The following is a 26,197-nucleotide window of genomic DNA, read 5'->3' on the forward strand; positions in this document are numbered from 1 at the left end:
CAGAAAATGAAAAAGAAAATAATGGCAATGTTATTGACAGCAGCAATGATGGTTACAGCCTTTGCTGGATGTGGAAAAACAGAAAAGAAGGCAGAAGAGCCGAAAGAGACACGGGAAGAAGTGGCTGAACAAACAGAAAAAGCACCAGTAGATGTGAATATTATGGCATTAAAAGGGCCAACAGCTATGGGGCTGGTGGAGATGATGGAAAATTCTGATTACAATTTTTCCATAGCGGCTTCTGTAGATGAGGTTTCTCCAAAGCTTTTGCAGGGAGAAACAGATATTGCCGCAATTCCGGCAAATCTGGCTTCTGTTCTTTACAATAAAACAGAAGGAGAAATTCAGGTTCTGGCAATTAATACGTTAGGTGTGCTATATATTGTGGAAAATGGAGAAACCATACAAAGTGTGGCAGATTTAAAAGGAAAAACCATTTATGCCAGTGGAAAAGGTGCAACACCGGAGTACGCTTTAAATTATATTTTATCTTCTAATGGGATAAACCCGGAGACAGATGTTACCATTGAATGGAAAAGCGAACATTCGGAATGTGTTGCAGCGTTGGCAAATGGCGAAAATAGTGTTGCCATGCTGCCTCAGCCTTTTGTAACTACGGCGCAGGCAAAAAATCCGCAGATCAGAACTGCACTTGATTTGACAAAGGAATGGGATGTACTGCAAACAGACGAAGAAAAGAAAAGCAGTATGATTACAGGGGTAGTGGTTGCCCGCAAGGAATTTGTGGAAGAAAATCCAGAGGAAACTCAGGAGTTTTTAGAGGAATATCATACTTCTGTGGACTATGTAAATGAGAATGTAAAAGATGCTGCACAGTTGATTGAAAAGTATGATATTGTACCGGCAGCAGTGGCAGAGAAAGCGCTTCCTGCCTGCAACATTGTATGTATAGACGGTGAGAAAATGGAAGAAAAACTTTCTGGATATCTGGAAGTTTTAAAAGCACAAAACCCTCAGGCAGTAGGAGGAGAAGTACCAAATCATGACTTCTATTACATCCAATAAGAAAAACAGGAAAATAAAATTGTGGGCAGTACTTTTCTGGCTGTTTGTGTGGGAAATTGTCAGTATATGGCTTGGACAGGAGATACTTCTGGTATCTCCTGCTGCTGTTCTGAAAAGACTTGGCAGTTTTATTTTTGAAGTTTCTTTTTGGAAGACAATCCGCTTTTCCTTTTTTCGTATTATAGGTGGTTTTTTCCTGGCAGTATTGGCAGGAGCGCTGGGGGGAAGTATTGCATCAAGGTTTCAGAAAATGCAGGAGCTTTTTGCTCCTCTTATTCTTGCTATGAAATCTGTTCCGGTTGCATCTTTTGTCATTTTGATTTTAATTTGGGTTCCTTCCGAAAACCTCTCTGTGACCATTTCTTTTCTCATGGTATTTCCTGTGATTTATACCAATGTATTAAACGGTATTCAAAATACGGATGAAAATCTTCTGGAAATGGCACAGGTTTTTCAGGTATCAGGAAAAAATAAAATACGCTACATTTATCTTTCTGAAGTTTTACCTTTTTTTAGAGCAGGATGCAGTGTGTCTTTGGGATTATGCTGGAAAGCAGGAGTTGCTGCGGAAGTAATCGGAATTCCTGACGGTTCTATGGGCGAAAGATTATACGAGGCAAAGGTATATTTGGATACTCCTGACCTTTTTGCCTGGACCATGGTAATTATTGTAGTCAGTATGATATTTGAAAAAATCTTTCTGGCAGTGCTGGATAAAGGCGTTCAGTGGATAGAAAGGATGTAAAGCATGGCAATTAAGATAGAAAATTTGAGCAAAAGTTACGATGGCAGACAAGTGCTCGAAAATCTGAACATGGAGCTGACAGAAGGACAGATAACCTGTATTATGGCGCCTTCAGGAAAAGGAAAAACCACATTGCTTCGTATTCTCATCGGACTGGAGCAGGCAGACAGGGGAAAGGTAACAGGAATAGAAGGCAAGGATATCAGCGTTGTTTTTCAGGAAGACAGGCTTTGCGAAAACTTAAATGTTCTTTCCAATATTCGCCTTGTACAAAAAGAAAAAACAGAAATTCGGGAAGGGTTAGAAGCAGTAGGACTTTGGGACTGCTGTCATCAGCCGGTAAGAGAATTATCCGGAGGAATGAAAAGGCGGGTGGCAATTTTAAGGGCATTGTACGCAAAATGGGATATTCTGTTTTTAGACGAACCCTTTAAAGGTTTGGATAAAAAAATGAAAGAAAGAGTTATTCAGTTTTTGAAAAAAAGCTGTGAAGGAAAGACTGTAATCTGTATTACCCATGAGGAAAAAGAGACAGAAGCCCTGGGAGCGGTCATTCAATATTTATAACAATTCTTAATAAGATGTGAGCATTACAATCGCATTGAAAAAGGAGAACAGATGGAAAAATTATGCTATTAAAATGCAAATGTTCCATCTGTTTTTTATATTTAATGCTCCTTGTTCAGCCAGTTATAGGCACAAGTTGCGTGTATTGCTGCGCCATACGGAAGAACAGCTTCGTCAAATAAAACGCCAGGGTTATGATGTTGCACGTTACATCCATCCATTTTGCACACTATCATTACATAAGAAGTAGGAACATGCTCAGAAATAAATGCAAAGTTATCAGATGGTGTTACTTTGTAATCTGTATGATGGATAAAATTAGGTGTGATTTCATTTGCATAAGAAGCGAGTTCTTTTGTAAGTTCTGGATTAGAATACGTAGGCGGAACATTAGAAAGCTCCTCATAGTTTACATTTACGTGAAACATTGTTTCAGTAGCTTCACAGATATCATGTATTCGCTTTACAAGCCTCTGACGAAGTGCTTTGCTGTAAGTGCGAAGTGTTCCCATTAAAACAGCACTATCAGGAATGATATTTGCCGTAGAACACGCATTAAACGCACCAAAAGTCAAGCTTACCTTTTCTGCAGGATCACATTCACGGGCAACCAGATTTTGAAATGCACTGTAAAGGTGAAGCCCGGCATTTATAGGATCTATTCCAAGATGTGGCATAGCACCGTGACATCCAGAACCTTTGATTGTAATTTTAAATCCATCGCAGGAAGATGTGATAAATCCAGTCCCATAGTTGAACGATGGAACAGGAGTATCGAGTACAACATGTAAGCCAAGTGCTGCGTCAACAGTTGGATTTTGGAGAAGTCCGGCATCAATCATTTTTTGTGATCCGGTAAATAATTCTTCAGATGGCTGAAACATAAGCTTTACATTCCCACAGAGTTCTTCACGACATTCGAATAAAATTTGAGCAGCTCCGAGAAGCATTGCTGTATGAAGGTCATGCCCGCAGTTATGAGCAGCGTCTGTAACACTTTTGAAAGGCAGATTGTTTGTCTCATTCATTGGAAGCGCATCCATGTCTGCACGAAGCAGTATTGTTTTACCTGACTTTCCGCCTTTAATCAAAGCGGTAACACCGGATTGGCAGATTTCTTCCGGTTCTAAACCAATCTGACGTAGATGTTCCATCACATATCTTGTTGTTTTTGGAAGATGTTCACCAGCTTCAGCATGCGTATGAAGATGATGACGGTATTCCTGCATAACTGCTTCAAGTTCTTTGGCACGTTGCAAAAAACGATTCATAAAATTACCTCCTCAGATGTTTTTAAAGATTTTTAAGATATAAAATAAAAATATCTGTCCATTTTATGCTTAATCTGCGTTCACTCTGAGTCTCTGGTCTCAAAGCTGTACTCGATAAATTTGCAAAAACTGGACAGACATTTTTGAAATTAAAAGTGGTTTTAGTATTTATCTACATGAAGCAGTTCATGTGCTTTATCTTTTAATAAAGTATCATAAAGAGAGAGGATTAATGGATTTTCATCTGCTTTTCGGATACTGGTCACATGGTCTGCCTGATACAGTCCGTCACGGCGGGCTGATTTGGTACGGTCACCGGCTCTTGGAGGCTGTCCGCCGCCCATGATACATCCTCTGCGGCATGCCATGATTTCAATAATATGGTAATGCTTTCTTCCGTTTTTCACATCTTCCATAACAGTCTGTGCATTGGCAAGTCCGCTGGCAACGCAGACATTCAAATCTGTACCTTTATAATTTACAGTAAACTCTTTAATTCCCTCATCACCACGAGCGCCTGCTTCCGCAATGGCATCCATAGTCGCTTTATTATGGTCGTCAGCAAGACGGCGAAGCATAGCTTCTGTAACACCGCCGGTTACGCCGAAGATAGCACCTGCACCGGAACCAAATCCAAATGGCATATCGCAGGCCTCTGTTTCCTGAGATGCAAAATCAATACCGGAATTGTTGATCATACGGATGATTTCCGTAGTGGTCAGTACAATATCTGTATCCTGTTCTCCGTGCGTAAAATTATTGGAGCGCAGAATTTCCATTTTCTTTGCTGTACATGGCATAATAGAAACCACAAAAGTCTTTTTGCCCTGATTTTTTTCCGGGTTTTTATAGTACTCCTTAATAACTGCTGAGAACATTCCCTGTGGGGAACGGCAGGTAGATAAATTATCTTTAAATTCAGGATACTGATCACATACAAATTTGACCCAGGCAGGACAGCAGGAAGTCAGCAGAGGCAGTTTTTCATTCTTTTCTACACGATTTAAAAATTCCTTGGACTCTTCCATGATGGTGAGGTCTGCTGCAAAAGTAGTATCGTAAACTTCATCAAAGCCCATACGGTGAAGAACAGCTACCAGTTTGCCCATAACACTGTGTCCTTTTGTCAATCCAAAAGCATCACCGACAGCTACACGGACAGCAGGAGCAACTTGTGCTACAACTCGTGTATTTGGATCATTGATAGCGTCCCAAACTTCATCCATATTGGTGCGAATGCTGATTGCACCGGTAGGACAGAATACACGGCACTGCCCGCAGCTTACACAGTCTGTTTCAGAAAGCGGTTTATCAAAGGCAGGTGTAACCATGGCATCTGTACCACGATGAGTAAAGCCTAATACCTCCAATCCCTGAAGCTCACGGCAAGCTCGAACACAGTTTCCGCAGAGAATACATTTATTCGGGTCACGAATAAGTGCAGGAGAGCTTGTGTCTAAAGGTCTTTCCTCTCTGGTATTCTGGAAACGAACAGTAGTAATATTCATTCTGTGAGCCAGTTCCTGTAATTTACATTCGCCGCTTTTCACACAAGTAGTACAGTCACGGCAGTGTGCAGAAAGGAGCAGCTCAACAATCATTTTACGATATTTTTTAATTCTTCCGGAATTGGTGTAAATTACCATGCCGTCTCTTGGTTCCTCTGAACAGGAAGCAAAAGTGCGTCCTCTGTCATCTTCTACCGTACATAAGCGACAGGCGCCAAAGGTGGACAGTTCAGAGTGATAGCAAAGTGTAGGTAAATCAATACCGGCTTTTCGAATGACAGAAAGTACATTTTTTTCATCGGTAAATTCTACTTTTCTGCCGTCTATTGTCATAAATCCCATAATCATCCCTCCTAATATTCAACATAAACTGCATCAAATGCACAGTTATCACGGCAAGAATCACATTTGATACAAAGATCCGGATTGATGTGGTAAGCTTCCTTGCGTACACCGGTAATTGCACCTACCGGACAGTTCTTTGCACATTTGCCACAGCCTTTACAAAATTCAGGATTGATTACATATTTTCTCATGGCAGTACAGTTTTTGGCAGCACATTTATGATCTACGATATGCTCCTCATACTCTTTACGGAAAGTTTTTAAAGTACTGATAACCGGAAGAGGAGCGCTTTTTCCGAGACCGCATAAAGCCATGTTTTTCACCATAGCAGCAAGTTCTTCCAGAGTGTCTAAATCTTCCAGCTTGCCTTCGCCATTTACAATTCTCTCCAGAATTTCCAGCATACGTTTTGTTCCTTCGCGGCATGGAACACATTTACCACAGGACTCTCTTTGGGTAAAGCTCATAAAGAAACGGGCAACTTCTACCATACAGGTGTTTTCATCCATGACAACAAGACCGCCGGAACCCATAATGGCATTGTATTTTTTTACGCTGTCAAAATCCAGCTCAACGTCAAGATGTTCTTTTGTCAGACATCCGCCGGAAGGACCGCCAATCTGAATGGCTTTAAAATCACCGCCGCCTTTGATGCCGCCGCCGATGTCATAGATAATCTCTCTTAAAGTAGTACCCATAGGCACTTCAATCAGCCCTGTATTTTCAATGGCACCGGTAATGGAGAAGGTCTTTGTTCCGGGACTTCCTTCTGTACCGATGGTTTTGAACCAGTCAGCGCCTTTTAATACAATTCCCGGTACATTGGCAAAGGTTTCTACATTATTTAAAACCGTAGGCTTTGCCCAAAGACCTTTGTCAACAGTACGAGGCGGTTTTACACGAGGCATACCTCTGTCGCCTTCAATAGAAGCAGTAAGAGCAGAACCCTCGCCGCATACAAATGCTCCTGCACCACGGTTGATGTGCATGTGGAACTGGAAATCCGTACCTAAAATATGGTCGCCTAAAAGCCCTTTTTCTTCCGCCTGTCGGATTGCCTTGCGAAGTCTTGCAACGGAAAGAGGATATTCGGCACGAACATAAATATAACCATTTTGAGCGCCTGTTGCGTAAGCGGCAATAGTCATACCTTCAATCAGACGGTATGGGTCGCCTTCCATAACACTGCCGTCCATGAAAGCGCCGGGGTCGCCTTCGTCTCCGTTACATACCACAAAATGTTCCGCTACATCCTTGTGAGCTGCAACCTGTTTCCATTTGCGTCCCGTAGGGAAGCCGCCGCCTCCTCTTCCGCGAAGTTTGGATTTATCTACTTCATCTAAAACTTCTTCCGGAGTCATGTCAAAAAGTGCTTTTGATAAAGCTTCATAACCACCGGAAGCAATATATTCATCAAGAGACTCTGCATCAAACTTACCGCAGTTTTCCAATGCAATACGAGTTTGTTTTGCAATAAAAGGAATTTCATCAGGAGTAGGGTAAGATTTACCGCCTTTTTTATAGAAGAGGCGTTCTACAGGTTCCTGATTTAAAACTGTGCGCTGGAAAATTTCAGCACAGTCTTCTTCCTGTACTTTTACATACTGATAGTGATAAGGTTCAATGCGTACCAAAGGTCCCAGTTCACAAATTCCCTGACATCCTGTTTTTACTGTGCCGATATGTGGAACATCTTTCTGGAATTCTACAGAAACACCTTCTAAGTCCTGACAAAGATCTAACATTTTCTGATAAATTTTTTCAGAACCGGAGGCTACACAGCCGGTTCCTGCACAGACTAAAATACGACATTTATAAGAAGCCAGTTCTTCACATGCTGCTTCTCTTTCTTTTAATAAAGCTTCTCTGCTTTCAATGATCATACATTATCACCTCTCAGTTCTGCAATTAAATCCAGAGCTTTTTCCGGCGTCATGGAAGGATAAACTTCGTTATTTACTGTCATGGTAGGTGCTAATCCGCAGGCACCGAGACAGGAAACAGTTTCTACAGTAAAAAGCATATCATCTGTAGTATGCTTTTTCTTACTAAGTCCCAGCTCTTTTTGAAGAGCTTCCAGAATAGGAATAGATTTGCGGACATGACAGGCAGTCCCGTCACAAACTTTAATTATGTATTTTCCTTTTGGCTCAAAAGAAAAATTTTCATAGAAAGTTGCTACACTGTAGGCTTTTGCCTCACGTACTCCGATTTCTTTCGCAACATAAGTCAGCAGTTCTCCTGGCAGATAGCGATATTCTGCCTGAATATCCTGCATAATGGGAATTAATGAACTTGCTTTACGGCCATAAAATTCGATGATTTCATCGGTTTTTTCATAGTAACTTTGGTCAAGCATGCTTTGATACCTCCTCCTAATAGTCAAATACGCAGCCAAAGGGAAATAAACCTTCACTTTGCGAAGCTATTTTTATTATACTTGATATGTATAAAATCTACAATCATTTTCTGTTATAAAAACAAAAAATGTACAATTTATATATACAAATCCCCTCAAGGTATGGGGGAAACTTTACAATTCACCAGATTGATGATAAGATAAAAAAAAGGAGGCGTAATATGTCTGGGGAATTATATAATTTAATGGATTGGCAAAAGATAGAGGCTCTTGTTTATTCAGAGGAAAGTGAGCCGCAGAAAACACTTGGAGCAAAAATTACAAAAAATGGTATTCTGTTTCAATGTTTTTTTCCGGGGGCACGGAAAGTAAAGCTTCTTTTTGGAAAAAAGAAACGGGAATATAAGATGGAGATGCAGGATGAAGCAGGATTTTTTGCTTGCCTGATACCAGAAAAACAGATTTTAAACTATGAATATCAAGTGCTGTGGGAAAATGGTGAGAAAAAGGTAATACAGGATCCCTATTATTTTGAAAGTCAGATTACAAAAGAAGAAGAAAAAAAGTTCCGTGCTGGAATTTGTTATGACATATATGAAAAATTAGGAGCACATTATCAAAAGATAAAAGGAGTCTGGGGTGTACATTTTGCAGTCTGGGCGCCTAATGCATTGCGTGTCAGTGTAGTGGGGGATTTTAATCATTGGGATGGCAGAATACATCAGATGAACCGGCTTTCCCAGTCAGGGATTTTTGAGTTGTTCATTCCCGGTGTAAAACCTTTGGATTTATACAAATATGAAATTAAGACAAAAGATTTGAGAGTATTTTTAAAATCAGATCCTTATGCAAATCAGGCAGAAGTTCGTCCATGTAATGCTTCTGTAGTAACAGACTTATCCAATTATCAATGGGAAGATAAATTGTGGATGAAGAAAAGAAATAAGCTTCACGCAGAGAATAAACCACTTTCTGTATATGAAGTACATTTAGGCTCATGGAAAAAATCGGAAGACGGCAGAGAATTTTATAATTACCGGGAACTGGCGAAAATGCTGTGTGAATACGTGAAAGAGATGGGATATACCCATGTAGAATTACTTCCGGTTATGGAACATCCTTTAGATGAGTCATGGGGCTATCAGGTGACGGGATATTATGCGCCCACCAGCCGTTATGGAAATTGTGAGGATTTCATGTATTTTGTGGATTATATGCACCGCAATGATATTGGCGTGATTTTAGACTGGGTTCCGGCACATTTTCCAAAAGACGATTTTGCGTTGGCTGGATTTGACGGTACACCTCTTTACGAGTATGCCCAGCCGGATAAGGCAGAACATCCCCACTGGGGAACTCTGGTGTTTGATTATGCCAGTCCTGAAGTGAAAAATTTCCTTATATCCAATGCTTTGTTCTGGGCAGAAAAATACCATGTAGATGGTATTCGTATGGATGCTGTGGCATCTATGCTCTATCTGGATTACGGCAGGCAGGAGGGGCAGTGGCAGCCCAATATTTATGGCGGTAATGAAAATCTGGAAGCAGTAGAATTTTTAAAACATTTGAATTCTATTTTTAAAAAGAAATATCCCGATGCACTTTTAATTGCAGAGGAGTCTACAGCCTGGCCGGCAGTTACAGGTGATTTAGATGATAATGGTTTGGGATTTGACAGAAAATGGAATATGGGATGGCAGAATGATTTTCTGGATTATATGGGCAAAGATCCGATTTTCAGAAGCGGTGTTCATGATGAGCTGACTTTTAGTATGTTGTATGCATATAGTGAAAAATTCTTGCTTAGTTTTTCCCATGATGAAGTAGTACATGGAAAAGGTTCTTTCCTTAATAAAATGCCTGGCGAAAAGGACAGAAAACTGGCAAATTTGCGGGCTGCTTATGGTTTCTGGATGACACATCCTGGCAAAAAGCTTTTGTTTATGGGACAGGATTTTGCTCAGGAAAAAGAATGGTCTGAAAAGTCCTCCTTGGATTGGGAACTGTTAAATGAAAAAGAACATAAGCAGATGCAGGATTATGTAAAAGCATTATTGAAACTTTATAAGGATTATCCGGCATTATATGAATATGACGATACTCCTGATGGTTTTGAATGGATTAATCATATAGAAGCAGAAAAGAATATGCTTACATTCCTTAGAAAAGGTGAGAAAAAATCAGATACATTAGTAGTTGTATGTAATTTTTCTGATTTGGTATATGAAGATTATGTTATGGGTGTTCCTTATGCAGGAGAATATAAAGAAATTTTTAACAGTGATGAGATTATTTTTGGTGGAACAGGTATAAAAAATACAAAAATCCTGAAATCCCGCAAGGCAGAGCAGGATGAAAGACCTTATTCCATAAAAATTCAGGCAGCACCTCTTTCTGTACAGATTTTTTCTATCAGAGAATGCAGTGAAAAGGTTATAAAAGAGTCTAAAATACGTAAAGAATTGGAACAGAAAATAAAAGAAGAACACATAAAAGAGGAAAATAGAATATGAGAATTATCTTGACAGATGCATTAACAGAACCACTGGAAATTGCAGGGGTTGAAGAATTTTTCAGGCAATATCTCACATGGGAATATTGGAGTCAGAAGCTGCCGTTAATTGGAAGTTTCGCAGGGAGAGTTTTGCTGGCAATTCTGGTCTATGTAGTTGCCAGTAAAATTATTCATAAGCTTTGCAAGCTGATTGTGGCATCCATGAACAGAGCAAATGCAGATACAGGTGTCACACAATTTGTGTCTTCCTTTGCAAAAGCAGCTATGTACTTTTTCCTGATTGTTTCCATTGCTACCAGCTTTGGGGTGAAAGAGTCTTCCATTGCTGCACTTTTGGCATCCAGTGGTGTTGCGATTGGTCTTGCTCTGCAGGGGGGATTGTCAAACCTTGCAGGAGGAGTGATTATACTGATTTTAAGACCATTTGTAATCGGAGATTATATTATTGAAAATTCAGGAAATCAAGAGGGGACAGTTGTGAAAATTGACCTTTTTTATACAACTTTATCAACTGTGGACAACAGAAGAATTACCGTTCCCAACGGAACCCTGACAAACTCCAGTATCGTTAATGTAACCGCAAAGGATAACCGCAAGTTAGAAATTAAAGTGGGAATTTCTTATCAGGCAGATTTAAAAAAAGCAAAGAAAATTTTAGAAACATTACTTCACGAGGATGCCAGTATCATGTCAGATCAGGAAATGCAGGTGTTTGTAGATGAACTGGCAGCAGACAGTGTGATTTTAGGACTTCGGGCATGGGTAAAGACAGAGGAATACTGGGCTACAAAATGGCGTTTGAATGAAAAAATCAAGCTCACCTTTGATGAACAGGGAATTGAAATTCCATTTCCTCAGTTGGATGTGCATATTAAATAAAGTTCATGAAGGAAAAACTTTATAGAGAGTTTAGAGTTTTTAAGAATTAAGAAATATTATTTCTATTGTTTTGTGATAAAATACTATTATGACAACAATAGAAGGGAAGATGAACATGAAAACGCAGGTATTGTACAAGAGCAGAACCGGCAATACGGAAAAGCTGGCAAAAGCAATTTTTGAGGCTGTTCCCGGACAGTGTAAGGATATTGCACCTTTAGAAGGACAGACAGATTATGAAATGGGTGACATATATTTTATAGGATTTTGGACGGACAGAGGAAGCGCCAGCGTGGAGGTGTTGGATTATCTGAGCAGCCTTCAGGGAAAGAAGATTGCCTTATTCGGTACTTGTGGAATGGGAAATGATGTAGAATATTATAAAAAAATAGAAGAAAATATACGCGTCTTTATTGAAGATGATAATGAATATCTGGGCGCTTATATTTGTCAGGGAAAGATGCCGATTTCTGTGAGAGAGAAATATCTCAGTATGAAGACAAAGAAAAATGAAAAGATGATAAATGCCATGCTTCGTAATTTTGATATGGCCATGCTTCATCCTGACACAAAGGATTTAGAAGGCGCCAAAGCCTTTGTAAAAAAAGTATTTGAAGATATCAGGAAGGAAGAATTGTAGTATGAATAAAATAAGAGAAGCGTTTCAGCGATTTATGTGTGGAAGATATGGCAGTGATCGTTTAAATCAGGTTTTACTTATTGTTTTTCTGGTTTGTGCAGTATTAGATATTTTTGTGGATAATGTATATTTTAGTGTATTGCTTACTTCATGGGAATTTTTACTTATTATCGGTATTTATTTCCGTATGTTTTCCAGAAATGTTTCAAAGAGATATGCGGAAAACCAAAAGTATTTAATTTTTGAAAACAAGATACGCAGGTTTTTCGGAAAGACAAAATACATACAGCAGCAGAGAAAAGACTTTCACATTTATACTTGTCCCCAATGTAAACAGAAAATCCGTATTCCAAAAGGGAAAGGCAAGATTAGCGTAAGATGTCCGAAATGTGGAGCAGAGTTTGTGAAAAACAGTTAAAAAAACAGTTAAAAAAACAGGAAAAGCACAGTTTTAGTGTTTTTCCTGTTTTTTTTGCGAAATTATGCTCCTTATATAAAGTTTATCCTCTAAATGGAATTGGTTATACCAGATACCAATTTAAAAAACAAGATGAAATATGGTGAAAAAAAGAGAAAAACAGTATAAAATACATGAAAAATAGAAGTTATATTGACAAAAAATCGTCATAATAATATAATGTGAATAAAATAACAAAATTGGTACAACCAATTAGAAGGGAGGGAATGAAATGGATAAATTCAAAGTTCTGGAAATTAAAAAAAGTGTTTTTTCCAGTAATGAGAAGCGTGCTGATGAGCTTCGGAATGAACTAAAGGATAAAAAATTGTTTTTATTAAACTTGATGTCCTCTCCGGGTTCAGGAAAGACTACAACTCTTACCAGAACCATTGAAGCTTTAAAAGAGGAAATTCGCATTGGTGTCATGGAAGCAGATATTGACTCTGATGTAGATGCAAAGACCATATCCGACTTAGGTGTGAAAACCATTCAGCTTCATACAGGCGGTATGTGTCATTTAGATGCCGGTATGACGGCACAGGGGCTGGAAGGTCTTGAGGCAGATGAACTGGATCTGGCAATTTTAGAAAACGTGGGAAACTTAGTCTGCCCTGCAGAATTTGACACCGGAGCAGTAAAAAATGCCATGATTTTAAGTGTGCCGGAAGGTCATGATAAACCACTAAAATATCCTTTGATGTTTTCTGTGTGTGATGTGGTTTTGATTAATAAAATTGATGTAATTCCATATTTTGACTTTGATATGGAGCAATGTAAAAAGAACATTCTGATGCGTAATCCGAAAGCTAAAATTATTCCTGTCAGTGCAAAGACAAGGGAAGGAATGCAGCAGTGGATAGATTGGCTTTTAGATGAAGTAAAGCATTGGAAAGAGTAGAAATAAAGAAAGGGAGAGTCGCACATGGCAGAAAAAAGAGAGTTGATTTTAAAGCTGGGGCAGAAAATCACAGACCGTATTGGACATAAGGTTACTGTGGATGATCCGGAATACTGGGGGCTTGCCTGTATTGTAACAGATGAAATGGCAGAAGTTGCACTGAAGATGAAAGTACGTAAACCTATGACATTTCCTCAGATTTTAAAAGCTACAGGAAAAGAAGAAAAAGAGCTGGAAAAACTTTTAGAAGAAATGAGTGTTGTAGGACTTCTGGAATATAATTGGGAAAATCCTCAAAAGGAAAAACAGTACATACTCCCTATGTTTGTTCCGGGCAGTGCAGAATTTACCAATATGAACCGCAAACAGCTGGAAGAACATCCGGAGCTGGGCAGATTTTTTGAGAGAATGTCAAGGCTTCCATTAGAGAAAGTAACTCCAATGGTGCCGCCTGGAGGGGCAGGGATTGGTATGCATGTTATTCCGGTAGAAAAAGCAATTGAGATGGAAAACCAGTCCATTGACATTGAGCATATTTCTCATTGGCTGAAAAAATATGAAGGAAAATATGCGGCAAGTCCATGTTCCTGCAGATTATCAAGGCAGACTTATGAAGAGGGCTGTGCAGATGATCCGGAAGACTGGTGTATAGCAGTTGGTGATATGGCAGATTATGTAGTAGAAACACAAAAGGGCGGACGATATATTACTTACGAAGAGGTATTAGATATTTTAAAACGGGCAGAGGACAATGGATTTGTTCATCAGATTACCAATATTGATGGAAAGAATAAAATCTTTGCTATTTGTAACTGTAACGTAAATGTGTGCTATGCACTGCGTACTTCTCAGTTATTTAATACACCGAATATGTCCAGATCTGCTTATGTTGCCCATGTTAAGACGGAAAATTGTGTTGCCTGCGGAAGATGTGTGGAATATTGCCCTGCAGGAGCTGTAAAACTGGGACAGAAGCTTTGTACTAAAGACGGACCAATAGAATATCCAAAACATGAGCTTCCTGATGCAGTGAAATGGGGACCGGAGAAATGGGATGAAAACTATCGAGATAACAATAGAATTAATTGTTATGATACAGGTACGGCTCCTTGTAAAACAGCATGTCCTGCCCATATTGCAGTACAGGGATATCTGAAAAAAGCAGCGCAGGGGAAATACAGGGAAGCGCTGGCTCTGATTAAGAAAGAAAATCCATTTCCGGCAGTGTGTGGACACATCTGTAATCGTAGATGTGAAGATGCCTGTACAAGAGGAACCATTGACCAGGCAGTTGCCATTGATGAAGTAAAGAAATTTATTGCAAAGCAGGACTTAACAGCCGAGAACCGTTATATTCCGCCGATTATTCCACCTACTACAGGCAGATTGTTTGAAGAAAAAATTGCCATTATCGGTGGCGGCCCGGCAGGACTCAGCTGTGCCTTTTATCTTGCGGAAAAGGGTTACAAACCTACTGTTTTTGAAAAGAATGAAAAACCGGGCGGTATGCTGGTCTATGGAATTCCTTCTTTTAAACTGGAAAAAGACGTAGTAGAAGCCGAAATTGATGTAATGCGCCAGATGGGCGTGGAAATCAAATGTGGTATTGAAGTAGGAAAAGATATTACATTGGATGAACTGCGTAAACAGGGATATAAAGCCTTTTATCTTGCAATTGGATGTCAGGGTGGAAGAAAAGCAAATATTCCGGGAGAAGATGCAGAAGGCGTTATGACTGCTGTAGATTTTCTTCGCACAGTAGGAGAAAATCAGAATTATCAGGTGGAAGGCCGTACGGTAGTCGTAGGAGGCGGAAATGTGGCTATAGACGTAGCACGAACCAGCAGTCGCTGCGGAGCATCTGAAGTTTCTATGTTTTGTCTGGAAAGCAGAGATGTTATGCCTGCATCAGAAGAAGAAATTGCAGAGGCACAGGAAGAGGGCATTACACTGAATTGTGGTTGGGGCCCTAAGGAAATTTTAACACAAAATGGAGAAGTCAAAGGAATTGTGTTTAAAAAATGTCTTTCTGTATTTGATGAAAAGAAACGTTTTGCTCCTAAATTTGATGAAAATATAACGATGACTGTACCATGTGAAAGAGTATTTTTAAGTATTGGACAGAGCATTATTTGGGGCAATTTGTTAGAAGGCTCTAAAGTAGAATTAGGCAGAGGAAATGGTGCGGTAGCAGATAAAGTAACATATCAGACCGCAGAGCCGGATATTTTTGTAGGCGGCGACGTTTATACAGGACCCAAATTTGCCATTGATGCCATTGCGGCAGGTAAAGAGGGCGCAATTTCCATTCATCGTTTTGTTCAGCCTCACAGCAGCTTAACAATCGGAAGAAACAGACGTCAGTTTATTGAACTTGACAAGAATAATGTTCAAATAGAAGAATACGATAATTCTTCCCGTCAGATACCGGGGGTGAAGAAAGATATTGATGCTCATAAATCTTTTAGAGATGCAAAAGAAACTTTTACAGAAGAACAGGTAAGAAAAGAAACTGCACGTTGCCTGGGCTGTGGAGCTTCGGTAGTAGATGAAAATAAATGTATTGGCTGTGGTGTTTGTACTACAAAATGTGAATTTGACGCTATTCATTTATACAGAGAGCATCCGGAATGTAGTACCATGCATAAATCAGAGGATAAGATGAAGGTAATTCTTCCTTATGCATTTAAACGCGAGATGAAAATCCGCTTTGGAAAAAAGGAGAAATAGAAGATGCATGAGCTGGGAATTGTTTTTCATATTATTGACAGTTTAAAAGAAGTGGGGGAAGAAAATCATTTACAGCAGATTGCGGGGGTAACTCTGGAAATAGGGGAAGTTTCGGGAGTTTTGGAAGACTATCTGCAAAGCTGTTGGCGCTGGGCCTCAGACAGAACAGAACTTTTAAAAGGAGCAGCGCTTACCGTAGAACAAATTCCGGCAGTGACCTTTTGTGAGGACTGTAAAAAGACTTATTCTACAACAGAATTTGGAAAAACCTGTCCTTATTGTAAAAGTGAAAACACATATCTTGTGACCGGAAATGAGTTTAATATTAAAGAGATAACTGCCTGCTGAAATCGGCAGGCAGAAAGAGAAAGGAAGGGATTTTATGTTATTTCAGATTTATGGAGATAACACTATATGGCAGATTTTAGGCTGGATTTTAGTATTTGCAGGGCTTATTCTCATGAATGAGCTGGCAAGAAGAAGCAAAACAGGAGGAATTTTTTGCTTTTTGATTTTACCTGCGGTATTGACCGTATATTTTGTGGCAATTTATGCAGGAGCGGCTATGGGGGCAGATTGGGCACTTCATAATCAGACTTATCTTCACATGACAAGCTGGTTCCATTATGCAAAGCTCTATGCGGCAACTGCAGGATGTATCGGCTTTATGATGATTAAATACAAGTGGGGAATTGGAAAACAGGAATGGTTTAAACTGTTTCCGTTTCTCATTGTGGCAATTAACATTTTAATTGCAGTAGTCAGTGATTTTGAGTCCGGTGTCAGAGGTATGATGGCAATGGCAGAATACGGAGACCGTTGGTGGTTGTCATCTGAAAACGTATGGCTGTATGGCGGCTGGTGGAACTGGGTAAACGGTATTTCCGGTTTAATCAATATTTTCTGTATGACAGGATGGCTGGGAATTTATGTTTCCAAGGATAAAAAAGATATGCTGTGGCCGGATATGACATGGTGCTTTATTCTGGCTTATGATTTATGGAACTTTGAATATACTTATAACAATCTGCCTACACACGCATGGTACTGCGGACTGGCGCTTCTCTTAGCACCGACAGTTGCCAATGCCCTTTGGAATAAAGGCGGCTGGATACAGAACAGAGCAAACACTCTGGCTTTATGGTGTATGTTTGCACAGGTATTTCCATTGTTTCAGGATGCCAGCAGATTTACCACCATACCGGTGCTGTATGCAGATGGATTTATGGACGCTGCCACAAGACCATCCGCAGCAAATCCCACAATGCAGGGTGTGGTAGCAGTTATTGCACTGATTGCTAATATTGCATGTATGGCAATGATTATCAAACGTGCAAAACAGCAGAAGAAAAATCCATATACACATGAGATTTTCACAGACCAGAAAGACTTTAAGCTGGCTATGGAAAGAGCAGAGAGATAAAAAAGAAAAACTGTTGTATGAGCAGTTATTGATAGTTCAATAGCTGTTCTATACAGCAGTTTTTTGTTGTAGTCAATATAAGTAACTGATATAATACAGATAAAGATTTGAATAGAAAAAGGGGATATTATGATAATTTGGGTTGTATTTTTTCTGATTGTTTTGTGGGTGAATTTACCATCAATTATACAAAAGCAGCTTGCTGATAAATTCGCAAACGGAGATTATCGTTCAAGTGATTGTCCAATTAAAATGATAGAATGGTTTAGACTTTATCCGTTAAAAAAATGTATATTAGTTTTTTTATGGCTGCTTAGTCTTTACCCATCTGTAAGAGGCTGTATATTAGTATGGGTGAAAAATGAAAAAGAGTTTCTTGAGGTTGCATTGTTTTTTATTTCCATCACTGTTTTAACCGCATATCCCATTTGGAGATACGTCAGAAGACCGTATCATTGTGCAATTATTTTAAATCGTTTTTTTTCTAAAGACGAACTGGAAAACAAATTAAGAAATGAAAGGTTTGAAAGAGTAAAATTTGAAAGTCCTGCTTTGCGGAGGGAGTATATGTTTGTAAGCAGAAATTGGTTGGTTATAAACGGAATACTTTACGAGAAACGATACATGAAGAATTTTCAATACATATATTCAGGAAAAGCACGTGGCGTATGGATTACCTATTATAATGATAAAGGCTTAGCGCTTCCTTTTTCACGCATAGGAGACAGAGGGGGAGAAATTGAAAGAACAATGGATATTATTTAGATACTATGTCAAAAGTACATTATAGTATATAAAAATATATCCGAATGTTCGAAATCTGAAACTGACAGAAATGAAAGATATATTTCAAAAATCAAATATATTGAAAACAATACAAAATAATCAGTCAAAATAAATCTGTGTATCTCCATCAATACATTGCTTCAGAGAATGCTCAATCCAATCTACTGCTCCCTGTGTATCTCGGTTTTTTATATAAGTCCACATGGTGTAATTGCGGTTGTACAGTGTTTCTATACCATAGAGTTCACAAAAACGTTCCCACATAGTAAAGATAGGGGCATGGAAGGATTGGAAAATCAGTGGTATTAAAGTGTTTTTGGAGGACAGGGCAAATTCGTGCTGAAAAGCAAAAGCAGCCTCAATAGCTTTCTGGACATTTGTAGTATTTTGAATTGCATCTACTTTTTCGAAAAGAATTTGAATTTCCTCATCTGTGATTATGGGAATGCTCAGTCTGGCAATTAGAGTGTCAAGAGCAATACGTACTTCTAAAATGGAGCGGATTTCTTCCCTGCGAATACGTCCTCCATTATACTTCATAATAGCAACTAAAGTTTCTACTGTGCCCTTTCTGCGATAGTCTGCTACAAAAGTTCCACTTCGCGGTTTGACAATTAAGAACCCCTTTTTTTCTAATTCTGCAATTCCGCTGTTTACTACAGCACGGCTGACCTGCATCATTTGGGCAAGCTGTCGTTCAGGAGGAAGTTTTTCGCCGATTTTCAGCTTTCCTGACAAAATCATATTTTCTAATTGGTCTACAAAAAGTTCCCGAAGAGAAGGGGAACTGATTTTCTCAAATTCCATAATATTTCTCCAAAACAGTAAAATTTGAATTTATTATATTGCGAAATAAAAGAAACTGCAAGAGCTTTCTTATTTTTAATTGACCGCAGTGAAATGGTATAGTATTATATAGTTGTTTTACAATTTAGAAAAAACAGCGGGATAAGCTGTTGAGCAGGAGGAAACCATGTTAATTGTTAAGAAGTTTGGAGGAACCTCTGTTGCCGATAAGGAGCGCATTTTTAATGTGGCAAAACGGTGTATTGAGGACTATGAAAAAGGAAATGATGTTGTGGTTGTTTTGTCTGCGATGGGGAAATATACGGATGAATTGATTGAAAAAGCTCATGATATCAATCCTAATCCACCTAAGCGGGAAATGGATATGTTATTTACTATTGGTGAGCAGATGTCTGTATCCCTTATGGCAATGGCAATGGCACAGTTGGGAGTGAGAGCTGTTTCCTTAAATGCTTTTCAAGTACCTATGCATACAACCAGCAGTTATGGAAATGCAAGGTTAAAGAAAATCGACACAGAGAGAATTAAAAGAGAACTGGAAGACCGAAAAATTGTAATTGTAACAGGCTTTCAGGGTGTAAATAAATATGATGATTATACAACGCTGGGCAGAGGCGGTTCTGATACCACAGCAGTAGCTTTGGCAGCAGTTCTTCATGCAGATGCCTGTGAAATTTATACAGATGTAGATGGTGTTTACACAGCAGATCCTCGTCTTGTACCAACAGCGAAAAAGTTAAAAGCAATTACTTATGATGAAATGCTGGATTTGGCTACATTGGGAGCAGGAGTGTTACATAATCGCTCTGTAGAAATGGCAAAAAAATATGGCGTACGCCTTGTAGTACGTTCAAGTTTAAATAACTCAGAAGGAACAGTGGTAAAGGAGGTTGTAAATAAAGTGGAAAGAATGATTATCAGCGGGGTTGCATTAGATAAAAATGCAGATAGAATTTCAGTAATCGGTATTCAGGATATGCCGGGAAGTGCATTTAAACTTTTCAACACATTGGCAAAGAAAAATATTAATGTAGATATTATTATCCAGTCAGTAGGAAGGGATGGAACAAAAGATATTTCCTTTACAGTTTCCCATGAAAATCTGGAAGAAGCTATTGCACTTTTAGAAGAGAAGAAAGAAGCATTGGGCTTTGAGAAAGTAGAGTATAACTGCGATGTTGCCAAGCTTTCTATTGTAGGAGCAGGTATGATGTCTAATCCGGGTGTTGCAGCAAAAATGTTTGAATGTCTGTATAATCAGGATGTAAATATTAACATGATTGCCACTTCAGAAATCAGAATTACAGTTTTAGTAGCACAGAAGGACGCAGTGGCAGCTATGAATGCAGTTCATGATGCATTTGGTTTATCTGAGAGAAACTAATAAAAGCAGGATGGTATAGCGTCTCCTGAGTTAAGCGTTTGGAAAAGGAAGATAGATAAATATGGATGCCAAAGAAAGAAAGCGGCTGCTTCGAAAAAGAGCAGTGAGAAGGCAATTAGGGATGATAGCAGCAGTCCTTTTCGTTATAGGACTCAGTATCTATTTTGTGTCCTGCATTACATCTGCAAGAGCAGAGGCGAAGGAAGAAAAAGCAAAAAAGGAAGCCCAGATTGCCAAAGAAGAAGCAAAAGAGGCAGCCGTTAAAGTGCGCCAGAAAGAGCACGAAAAGGAAGCAAAAGAGCGAGAAGAATTAATGAAAAATCTCCAGAAGGAAACGGAAAAAATGGTAAGCGGATTTGCGGGAGACTGGAGTGTATATATTCAGGAAATGGATTATGGAAATGAAATTTTGTTAAATAATGAACCCATGTATCCGGCGAGTTTAGTAAAGCTGTTTGTTATGGCTGCTACTTATGAAAATCTGGATGAGGTTATGGAAACTCAGACAGAGTACTACGGAAGTACAAAGAAAGCTTGGAAAGAAACAAAGAAGCTTTTAGAGGAAATGATAGAGGTTTCCGATAATGAAGCATATAATGAGCTGATAAAAGTTCAATCTTCTGATCGAAGCTTTGTAGAAGGAGCTGCTAAAATTAATGAATATCTGGAAGAAAATGGATATGAGGATACAGGAATACATACTACGTTACATCCGGCATACTCTAAGTCTGAAAAAGACGGTAAAGGAGATAATGTAACTACGGTAAAAGACTGTGGAAAGCTTTTAGAGAAAATCTATACGGGAAATTGTGTCAGTCATGAAAAATCAGGAAGTATGCTGCATTTATTGCTAAACCAGGAAAATACTATCAAAATCCCTCAGGGACTGCCAGATGGAACAAAGGTTGCCAATAAAACAGGAGAAACTTCTGAGGTACAGCATGATGCAGCAATCGTATATGGAGATAGCACAGATTTTATTTTATGTATTATGACAAAAGATACCAATGGAGCGGAAGAAGTATATGGAGATATCCATGAACTTACGGAAATGGTATATGGTACTTTAAATCCATGAGAATAAGAGCTGTTGTGTCAGGAAAATCCTTGATACAGCAGCTCTTATTTATGTGTCAGGAAATAGATTTTTTATAGAGAATTTTAGGATAAACTGGGAGTAAAAATAATTAAGGAAGGAGTAAAAAGATGGGTTGCAGGATTTTAATTGTCGATGATGAGACAGGAATTTTACAGCTTTTAAAGGATTATTTTGAAATACAGGGATATGAAGTTTTAACTGCCCAAAATGGAAAGGAAGCCATAGACAAATCTATGGAGGATTTAGATTTGATTTTACTTGATATCAATTTACCGGATATTGATGGTCTGCATGTGTGTCAGGAAATCAGAGAAAAAATTCAGTGTCCTATTTTGTTTTTAACTGCGAAAATAGAAGAACAGGACAGGATTAATGGCTTTTTAATGGGTGGTGATGATTATATTTTAAAGCCTTTCTCCATAGAGGAATTAGGTGCAAGAGTCATGGCACATATTAGAAGAGAAAAGCGACATCAGCCTGGAAAGGAGTCTCAAAAGGGCTTTGTAATTTCTTATAGTCAGCGGAGTATTTTTTATGATGGAACGCCTATTACATTTACAAAAACAGAGTTTAATATTTTGGAATTGTTGTCTATGAACCCCGGACAGATATTTAGTAAGGAGCAGATTTATGAGCAGGTAAGAGGCATTGACGGTACAGGAGATAACACCATTATTACAGAGCATATCAGGCGTATTCGCAATAAAATCAGTGCATATACAGACAGAGAGTATATTAAAACGGTATGGGGAGTGGGGTATCAATGGATTGGATAGACGTAAAGCTTGAAAACTTGAAAAGGCGAATACAGGAAATGTCTTTATTCCGTGGGATTTTATGCTATTTTCTTATCTACGGAGGGGCTGCATTCATACTTACCATTCTCACAGTGCGTATTTGCGACAGACGGCTTTTGATGTGGCATACAGGAAGAATAGAATTGGAGAATTGGCAGGTGATTTTATGGGGAATAAGTTCCAGATTTTCCGGCTTTTTCTACTTGGCAGTATCGGTAATTTTTATGCTGAAACAATTTTATAAGAACAGATTAAAGATGCCTTTTGCGCTTTTAGAAAAGGGAGTTCTGGAAATACAAAATCAGAATTTACAGTTTTCTCTGGAATATGAAAGTCAGGATGAGATGGGACAGCTTTTAAAATCCATGGATAAAATGAGGGAAACTTTGATAGAAAATTATGAGTATATGTGGAAGCTCATAGAGGAACAAAAACAGTTAAATGCAGCATTTGCCCATGATTTACGCACACCTTTAACGGTTTTAAAAGGATACTGTGAGTTTTTAAGCAGGTATCTGCCTCAAGGGGCAGTGAGCCAGGAAAAGATGGCAGATATTTTGCTTTTAATGACAAAACAGTTGGAACGTTTGTCTGATTTCAGCAAGACCATGAAAGAAGTTCGCAATCTGGATGAATATCCTATTGAAAAGGAAAATACAGAACTGTTCCATTTTTGTAAAACCATAGAAGGTATTACAGAAGCTCTGAATATGGGAGGAGATGTTACACTTTCTGTAAAATATTTATCTGAGGAAATGGAAAAACAGAAGGTATTTTTTGATGAAAATATTGTGCTGGAAGTTTTAGACAACCTGTTATCCAATGCCATTCGTTTTGCCAAGAGTCAGGTCATTGTGTCCATTGAAATTGAAGAAAAAGCAATGGGAAAATACATGTATTTATATGTAGAGGATGACGGAAAAGGCTTTTTAGACAGTGAATTGCATAAAGCTATTGCACCATATTACAGCAGCGAACAGGAAGAGGAACATTTCGGGATTGGACTTTATATCTGTAATATACTCTGTAATTTACACGGAGGAACAGTCAGTCTGGCAAACAGAATAGACGGAAATGGAGCAATTATTTCAGCCTCCTTTTTGATTTCTTAAAGAATTTTTAGGAAAAAGTAGATAGAATGTAGAGTTTTTTCTTTTAAGATAAGAACATCAAAGAAAAGGGAGATGAAATTATGAGTTTAGAAATTGAAATAAAAAACCTGAGTAAAAATTATGGAAAAAAACAGGCGCTTGACCATGTAAATCTTACGATTTCACAGGGCATGTTCGGACTTTTGGGAAGAAACGGAGCAGGGAAAACCACGTTGATGAAAACTCTTGTAACCCTTCTGAAAAAGCAGCAGGGAAGTATTACGATTTGCGGAATACCTGTGGAAGAAACCGCAGAAATCAGAGAAATAGTGGGCTATCTGCCACAGGATTTTTCCATGTATCCCAATATGACGGTGTATGAGGCGATGGATTATCTGGGCGTTTTGTCCGGTATGTCAAAAGAGGAGAGAAGAAAAAGAATACCTAAGCTTTTGAAACGTGTAAATCTTCAGGATGACAGAGGAAAGAAAGTAAAGGCTTTGTCAGGAGGAATGAGAAGAAGACTGGGGATTGCACAGGCAATTCTTCATAATCCAAAGGTACTGATTGTAGATGAGCCTACCGCCGGTCTGGACCCGGAGGAACGAGTACGTTTTCGAAATCTTTTAAGTGAAATTGCAGAAGAAAGAATTGTAATTTTATCTACTCATATCGTAGGAGATATTGAAGCTACCTGCGAAAATATTGCAGTTATGGATGGGGGAAAAATCCTTTTTAAAGGTACGGTAGAGGACTTCCTTTCTCTGGCAGAAGGCAAAGTTTATACAGTAAAAGTCAGCAAAAAGGAACTGCCTCGATTAAAGAGGGAATATCGTGTGACAGGTATGCTTACTACGGGAAATAACGTTTCTGTAAGATTTATTTCTGATGAGAGACCGCCGTTTGCAGCAGAAATATGTACGGCAGGAGTGGAGGACGCTTATATGTATCTCATGGGAGAAAAGGCAGGTGAGATGGATGTTCTTTAAGCTATTGCAAAAGGAATGTATGCAGACTTTTAAAAGTCTGATTTATTGGATTTATGTAATTTGTGTGTTGCTGTTTTTCTTTACGCAGATGGGAAGTCCGGAGTTTGATGCAAAGAAACCTGTAAAAACAGAAAACGGAGTATATGGAACTGTTTTTTCAAAAGATGAAAAGGATATTCAGGAAGTTTTGTTAGGGGAACTGGCACAGGACTTTTATGAAAATAGCTGGAGAACGTATCCGGCAGGTTTTATCAAATATGTGAAGTTAGATGAAAAAGAAACACAGGAAATCGATAATATTCTGGAGGAAATGACAGGACTTACAGAAGAACAGAGAAGGATGTCAATCGAAAAATTTGAAGAAGAAATTTCACAGCCTTATATGTCTCCTGATTTTCGTCTTCCTGTAAAAGAGGGTGTTTCTTATGAAACTTTTAAGGAAAATATGAAAAAAGTATGCGTTATTTTAGGAGCGGGTTCCTCTTATGAGGAGGGTAAATTCAGTCAGGGTGTAGAAGTTCCGGCAGATTATGAAGATGCTGTGGCAGAGTATGAAAATCTCATAGAAAAGGATAAATTTACAGGAGGATATGCAAGACTCTTCAGTGATTATCTGGGTATTGTTTTAGGAATTATGCCTGTGTTCGTAGCTGTTACAAGATGTATGCGAGACAGAAGAGCAAAAATGCAGGAACTGATTTATGTTCGTAAAGTTTCTTCCGGTACCGTAATCTTAAGCAGATATATCGCTATGGTAGTGACCATGCTTTTACCGGTAATTTTTGCAGCCCTTTATACTTTGATGCAATGTATTGGTTATACAAAAGGTATGGATATTGCCATTGATTATCTGGCATTTGTACCTTCTGTATTTGTCTGGCTGCTGCCGGAAATTATGGTAGTATCTGCACTTGGTATGTTTTTGACAGAGCTTACAGATACAGCCATTGCGGTTCTCGTGCAGGCAGTATGGTGGTATACCGGTGTATTTATGCAGGGAGATGTTTTAACTTCCGGAGATTTTGGTTTCCATCTGGTTATACGTCATAACAGCGTATTAGATTATCAGGTGTTTGCAGACCATTATCAGGAATTTATTATAAACAGAGCCTTTTATGCAGGAGTGGCATTGTTTTTCGTTGTACTGTCTGTATGGGTTTACAGTATGAAAAGAAAAGGAGCGTGGGATTTTTATGGAAAGATACTTCGTGGTAGCAAAAGAAAATCAAAAGCATAATCTACGGATACCATTTTTACTTTGTAGTTTACTTCTTATAGTTTCCCCTCTTTTTCTGGGGATGGAAAACCTTACAGAGCCGGAAACTGCAAAAGTTTTGGAATATTATGTGGCACTTATCAGTGTGATTTTATTGCCGGCAGTTTTCCTGCCGGAACAAGACAAAGACATTAGAGATTTGTTATCATCAAAGTATACGCCCATGGCAAAGTTGTATGGCATTCGGATTATACAGGCGATGCTCTATTTAATGTTACTTTTAGGCGTTTATATGTGTATTTTAAAAGCAGGAAATTGTGAATTTGCTTTTGGAAAATTGTATATGGGCGAGCTGGCAACTATGGTATTCTTAGGAGGAATGGGCGTTTTTTTCTATGCACTGACGGATCAGGTAGTGGTGGGCTATATGATACCGCTTCTGTATTATATGTTGAATATTACCATTCCCATTAACAGGATAGGCACATTTTATCTGTTTTCCATGAGTATTGGCAAATATGAGTGGAAATGGACTTTGGGAATGGCAGGTGTTGTGCTTTTGGCTGCAGGAATAGCTATTCGCTCCAAAAGAAAATAAATATTTATCGAAAAACGATAAAAAAATATTGAAAAACAAAAAGTTCTGTGGTATTCTTTGGTAA

At 38.7% G+C, this 26,197-nt stretch carries 24 protein-coding genes; 19 read left to right on the forward strand and 5 right to left on the reverse strand.

The window, feature by feature from the left end; genetic code table 11:
- Positions 1–6 precede the first annotated feature (6 nt).
- From BQ7352_RS09525 to BQ7352_RS09535, 3 genes are read left to right on the forward strand one after another with little or no spacing between them, the layout of a single operon-like run.
- Positions 7–1,026 (forward strand): ABC transporter substrate-binding protein, encoded by a 1,020-nt coding sequence (locus tag BQ7352_RS09525; protein WP_072449823.1) that lies wholly within the window; start codon positions 7–9, stop codon positions 1,024–1,026.
- Positions 1,004–1,771, forward strand: coding sequence for an ABC transporter permease (locus BQ7352_RS09530; protein ID WP_072448994.1), 768 nt, complete (start codon positions 1,004–1,006; stop codon positions 1,769–1,771). Before BQ7352_RS09525 ends, BQ7352_RS09530 begins: the two co-directional genes overlap by 23 nt.
- A 3-nt stretch (positions 1,772–1,774) precedes the next feature.
- Entirely contained in the window at positions 1,775–2,338 is a 564-nt protein-coding gene (locus BQ7352_RS09535) for an ATP-binding cassette domain-containing protein (RefSeq protein ID WP_072448995.1), read from the forward strand.
- 101 nt (positions 2,339–2,439) lie between these two features.
- Here the strand turns inward: BQ7352_RS09535 and BQ7352_RS09540 are convergent, their stop codons facing one another.
- The 4 genes from BQ7352_RS09540 to BQ7352_RS09555 all read right to left on the reverse strand — a co-directional run bounded on the left by BQ7352_RS09540 (position 2,440) and on the right by BQ7352_RS09555 (position 7,821).
- Positions 2,440–3,609 carry a M20 metallopeptidase family protein gene (locus BQ7352_RS09540; protein ID WP_072448996.1) on the reverse strand — a complete coding sequence of 390 codons (1,170 nt, stop codon included), beginning with the start codon at positions 3,607–3,609 and terminating at the stop codon, positions 2,440–2,442.
- Between the two features lie 161 nt (positions 3,610–3,770).
- Complete coding sequence (locus BQ7352_RS09545) at positions 3,771–5,459, reverse strand: [FeFe] hydrogenase, group A (RefSeq protein ID WP_072448997.1); 1,689 nt, start codon at positions 5,457–5,459, stop codon at positions 3,771–3,773.
- Between the two features lie 11 nt (positions 5,460–5,470).
- On the reverse strand, positions 5,471–7,345 hold the full coding sequence (locus BQ7352_RS09550) for an NADH-ubiquinone oxidoreductase-F iron-sulfur binding region domain-containing protein (protein WP_072448998.1): 1,875 nt from the start codon (positions 7,343–7,345) through the stop codon (positions 5,471–5,473).
- Positions 7,342–7,821, reverse strand: a complete 480-nt coding sequence (locus tag BQ7352_RS09555) for a complex I 24 kDa subunit family protein (protein WP_022239927.1) — start codon at positions 7,819–7,821, stop codon at positions 7,342–7,344. The genes BQ7352_RS09550 and BQ7352_RS09555 overlap by 4 nt, the downstream gene beginning before the upstream one ends.
- A 221-nt stretch (positions 7,822–8,042) precedes the next feature.
- Here BQ7352_RS09555 and glgB point away from each other — a divergent pair, with 221 nt between their 5' ends.
- From glgB to BQ7352_RS09600, 9 genes are all read left to right on the forward strand, one after another.
- Complete coding sequence (gene glgB, locus BQ7352_RS09560) at positions 8,043–10,334, forward strand: 1,4-alpha-glucan branching protein GlgB (protein ID WP_072448999.1); 2,292 nt, start codon at positions 8,043–8,045, stop codon at positions 10,332–10,334.
- Positions 10,331–11,215, forward strand: a complete 885-nt coding sequence (locus tag BQ7352_RS09565; RefSeq protein ID WP_072449000.1) for a mechanosensitive ion channel family protein — start codon at positions 10,331–10,333, stop codon at positions 11,213–11,215. The genes glgB and BQ7352_RS09565 overlap by 4 nt, the downstream gene beginning before the upstream one ends.
- A 109-nt stretch (positions 11,216–11,324) precedes the next feature.
- Complete coding sequence (gene bilS / locus BQ7352_RS09570) at positions 11,325–11,855, forward strand: flavodoxin family protein BilS (protein ID WP_330390440.1); 531 nt, start codon at positions 11,325–11,327, stop codon at positions 11,853–11,855.
- A gap of 1 nt (position 11,856) precedes the next feature.
- Entirely contained in the window at positions 11,857–12,273 is a 417-nt protein-coding gene (locus BQ7352_RS09575; RefSeq protein ID WP_072449002.1) for a zinc ribbon domain-containing protein, read from the forward strand.
- Between the two features lie 271 nt (positions 12,274–12,544).
- Positions 12,545–13,213 carry a hydrogenase nickel incorporation protein HypB gene (gene hypB / locus BQ7352_RS09580; RefSeq protein ID WP_072449003.1) on the forward strand — a complete coding sequence of 223 codons (669 nt, stop codon included), beginning with the start codon at positions 12,545–12,547 and terminating at the stop codon, positions 13,211–13,213.
- 24 nt (positions 13,214–13,237) lie between these two features.
- A complete protein-coding gene (locus BQ7352_RS09585) occupies positions 13,238–15,943 on the forward strand; it encodes an FAD-dependent oxidoreductase (protein WP_072449004.1) in 2,706 nt (901 codons plus the stop codon).
- A gap of 3 nt (positions 15,944–15,946) precedes the next feature.
- Positions 15,947–16,291 (forward strand): hydrogenase maturation nickel metallochaperone HypA, encoded by a 345-nt coding sequence (locus tag BQ7352_RS09590; protein WP_072449005.1) that lies wholly within the window; start codon positions 15,947–15,949, stop codon positions 16,289–16,291.
- A 34-nt stretch (positions 16,292–16,325) separates the two neighbouring features.
- Complete coding sequence (locus BQ7352_RS09595) at positions 16,326–17,366, forward strand: DUF5692 family protein (protein ID WP_072449006.1); 1,041 nt, start codon at positions 16,326–16,328, stop codon at positions 17,364–17,366.
- A gap of 129 nt (positions 17,367–17,495) precedes the next feature.
- Positions 17,496–18,131, forward strand: a complete 636-nt coding sequence (locus BQ7352_RS09600) for a hypothetical protein (protein WP_072449007.1) — start codon at positions 17,496–17,498, stop codon at positions 18,129–18,131.
- A 120-nt stretch (positions 18,132–18,251) separates the two neighbouring features.
- Here the strand turns inward: BQ7352_RS09600 and BQ7352_RS09605 are convergent, their stop codons facing one another.
- Positions 18,252–18,959 (reverse strand): FadR/GntR family transcriptional regulator, encoded by a 708-nt coding sequence (locus BQ7352_RS09605; RefSeq protein WP_072449008.1) that lies wholly within the window; start codon positions 18,957–18,959, stop codon positions 18,252–18,254.
- A 166-nt stretch (positions 18,960–19,125) separates the two neighbouring features.
- Between BQ7352_RS09605 and BQ7352_RS09610 the strand changes: the two genes are divergently transcribed.
- From BQ7352_RS09610 to BQ7352_RS14855, 7 genes are all read left to right on the forward strand, one after another.
- A complete protein-coding gene (locus tag BQ7352_RS09610) occupies positions 19,126–20,343 on the forward strand; it encodes an aspartate kinase (protein WP_072449009.1) in 1,218 nt (405 codons plus the stop codon).
- Positions 20,344–20,404: 61 nt separating this feature from the next.
- Positions 20,405–21,421 carry a serine hydrolase gene (locus tag BQ7352_RS09615; protein WP_072449010.1) on the forward strand — a complete coding sequence of 339 codons (1,017 nt, stop codon included), beginning with the start codon at positions 20,405–20,407 and terminating at the stop codon, positions 21,419–21,421.
- Positions 21,422–21,549: 128 nt separating this feature from the next.
- The gene (locus tag BQ7352_RS09620; RefSeq protein ID WP_072449011.1) at positions 21,550–22,218 is read left to right on the forward strand and encodes a response regulator transcription factor; all 669 of its coding nucleotides are present in this window, start codon (positions 21,550–21,552) and stop codon (positions 22,216–22,218) included.
- Positions 22,206–23,351 (forward strand): HAMP domain-containing sensor histidine kinase, encoded by a 1,146-nt coding sequence (locus tag BQ7352_RS09625; RefSeq protein ID WP_072449012.1) that lies wholly within the window; start codon positions 22,206–22,208, stop codon positions 23,349–23,351. Before BQ7352_RS09620 ends, BQ7352_RS09625 begins: the two co-directional genes overlap by 13 nt.
- A gap of 80 nt (positions 23,352–23,431) precedes the next feature.
- Positions 23,432–24,319 carry an ABC transporter ATP-binding protein gene (locus BQ7352_RS09630; RefSeq protein WP_072449013.1) on the forward strand — a complete coding sequence of 296 codons (888 nt, stop codon included), beginning with the start codon at positions 23,432–23,434 and terminating at the stop codon, positions 24,317–24,319.
- Positions 24,320–24,338: 19 nt separating this feature from the next.
- Positions 24,339–25,556 (forward strand): ABC transporter permease, encoded by a 1,218-nt coding sequence (locus BQ7352_RS09635; RefSeq protein WP_159430644.1) that lies wholly within the window; start codon positions 24,339–24,341, stop codon positions 25,554–25,556.
- Positions 25,513–26,133 (forward strand): hypothetical protein, encoded by a 621-nt coding sequence (locus BQ7352_RS14855; protein ID WP_242948571.1) that lies wholly within the window; start codon positions 25,513–25,515, stop codon positions 26,131–26,133. The genes BQ7352_RS09635 and BQ7352_RS14855 overlap by 44 nt, the downstream gene beginning before the upstream one ends.
- The last annotated feature ends 64 nt before the right edge of the window (positions 26,134–26,197 follow it).

Source organism: Blautia sp. Marseille-P3201T, assembly GCF_900120295.1.
GTDB lineage: Bacteria > Bacillota > Clostridia > Lachnospirales > Lachnospiraceae > Blautia.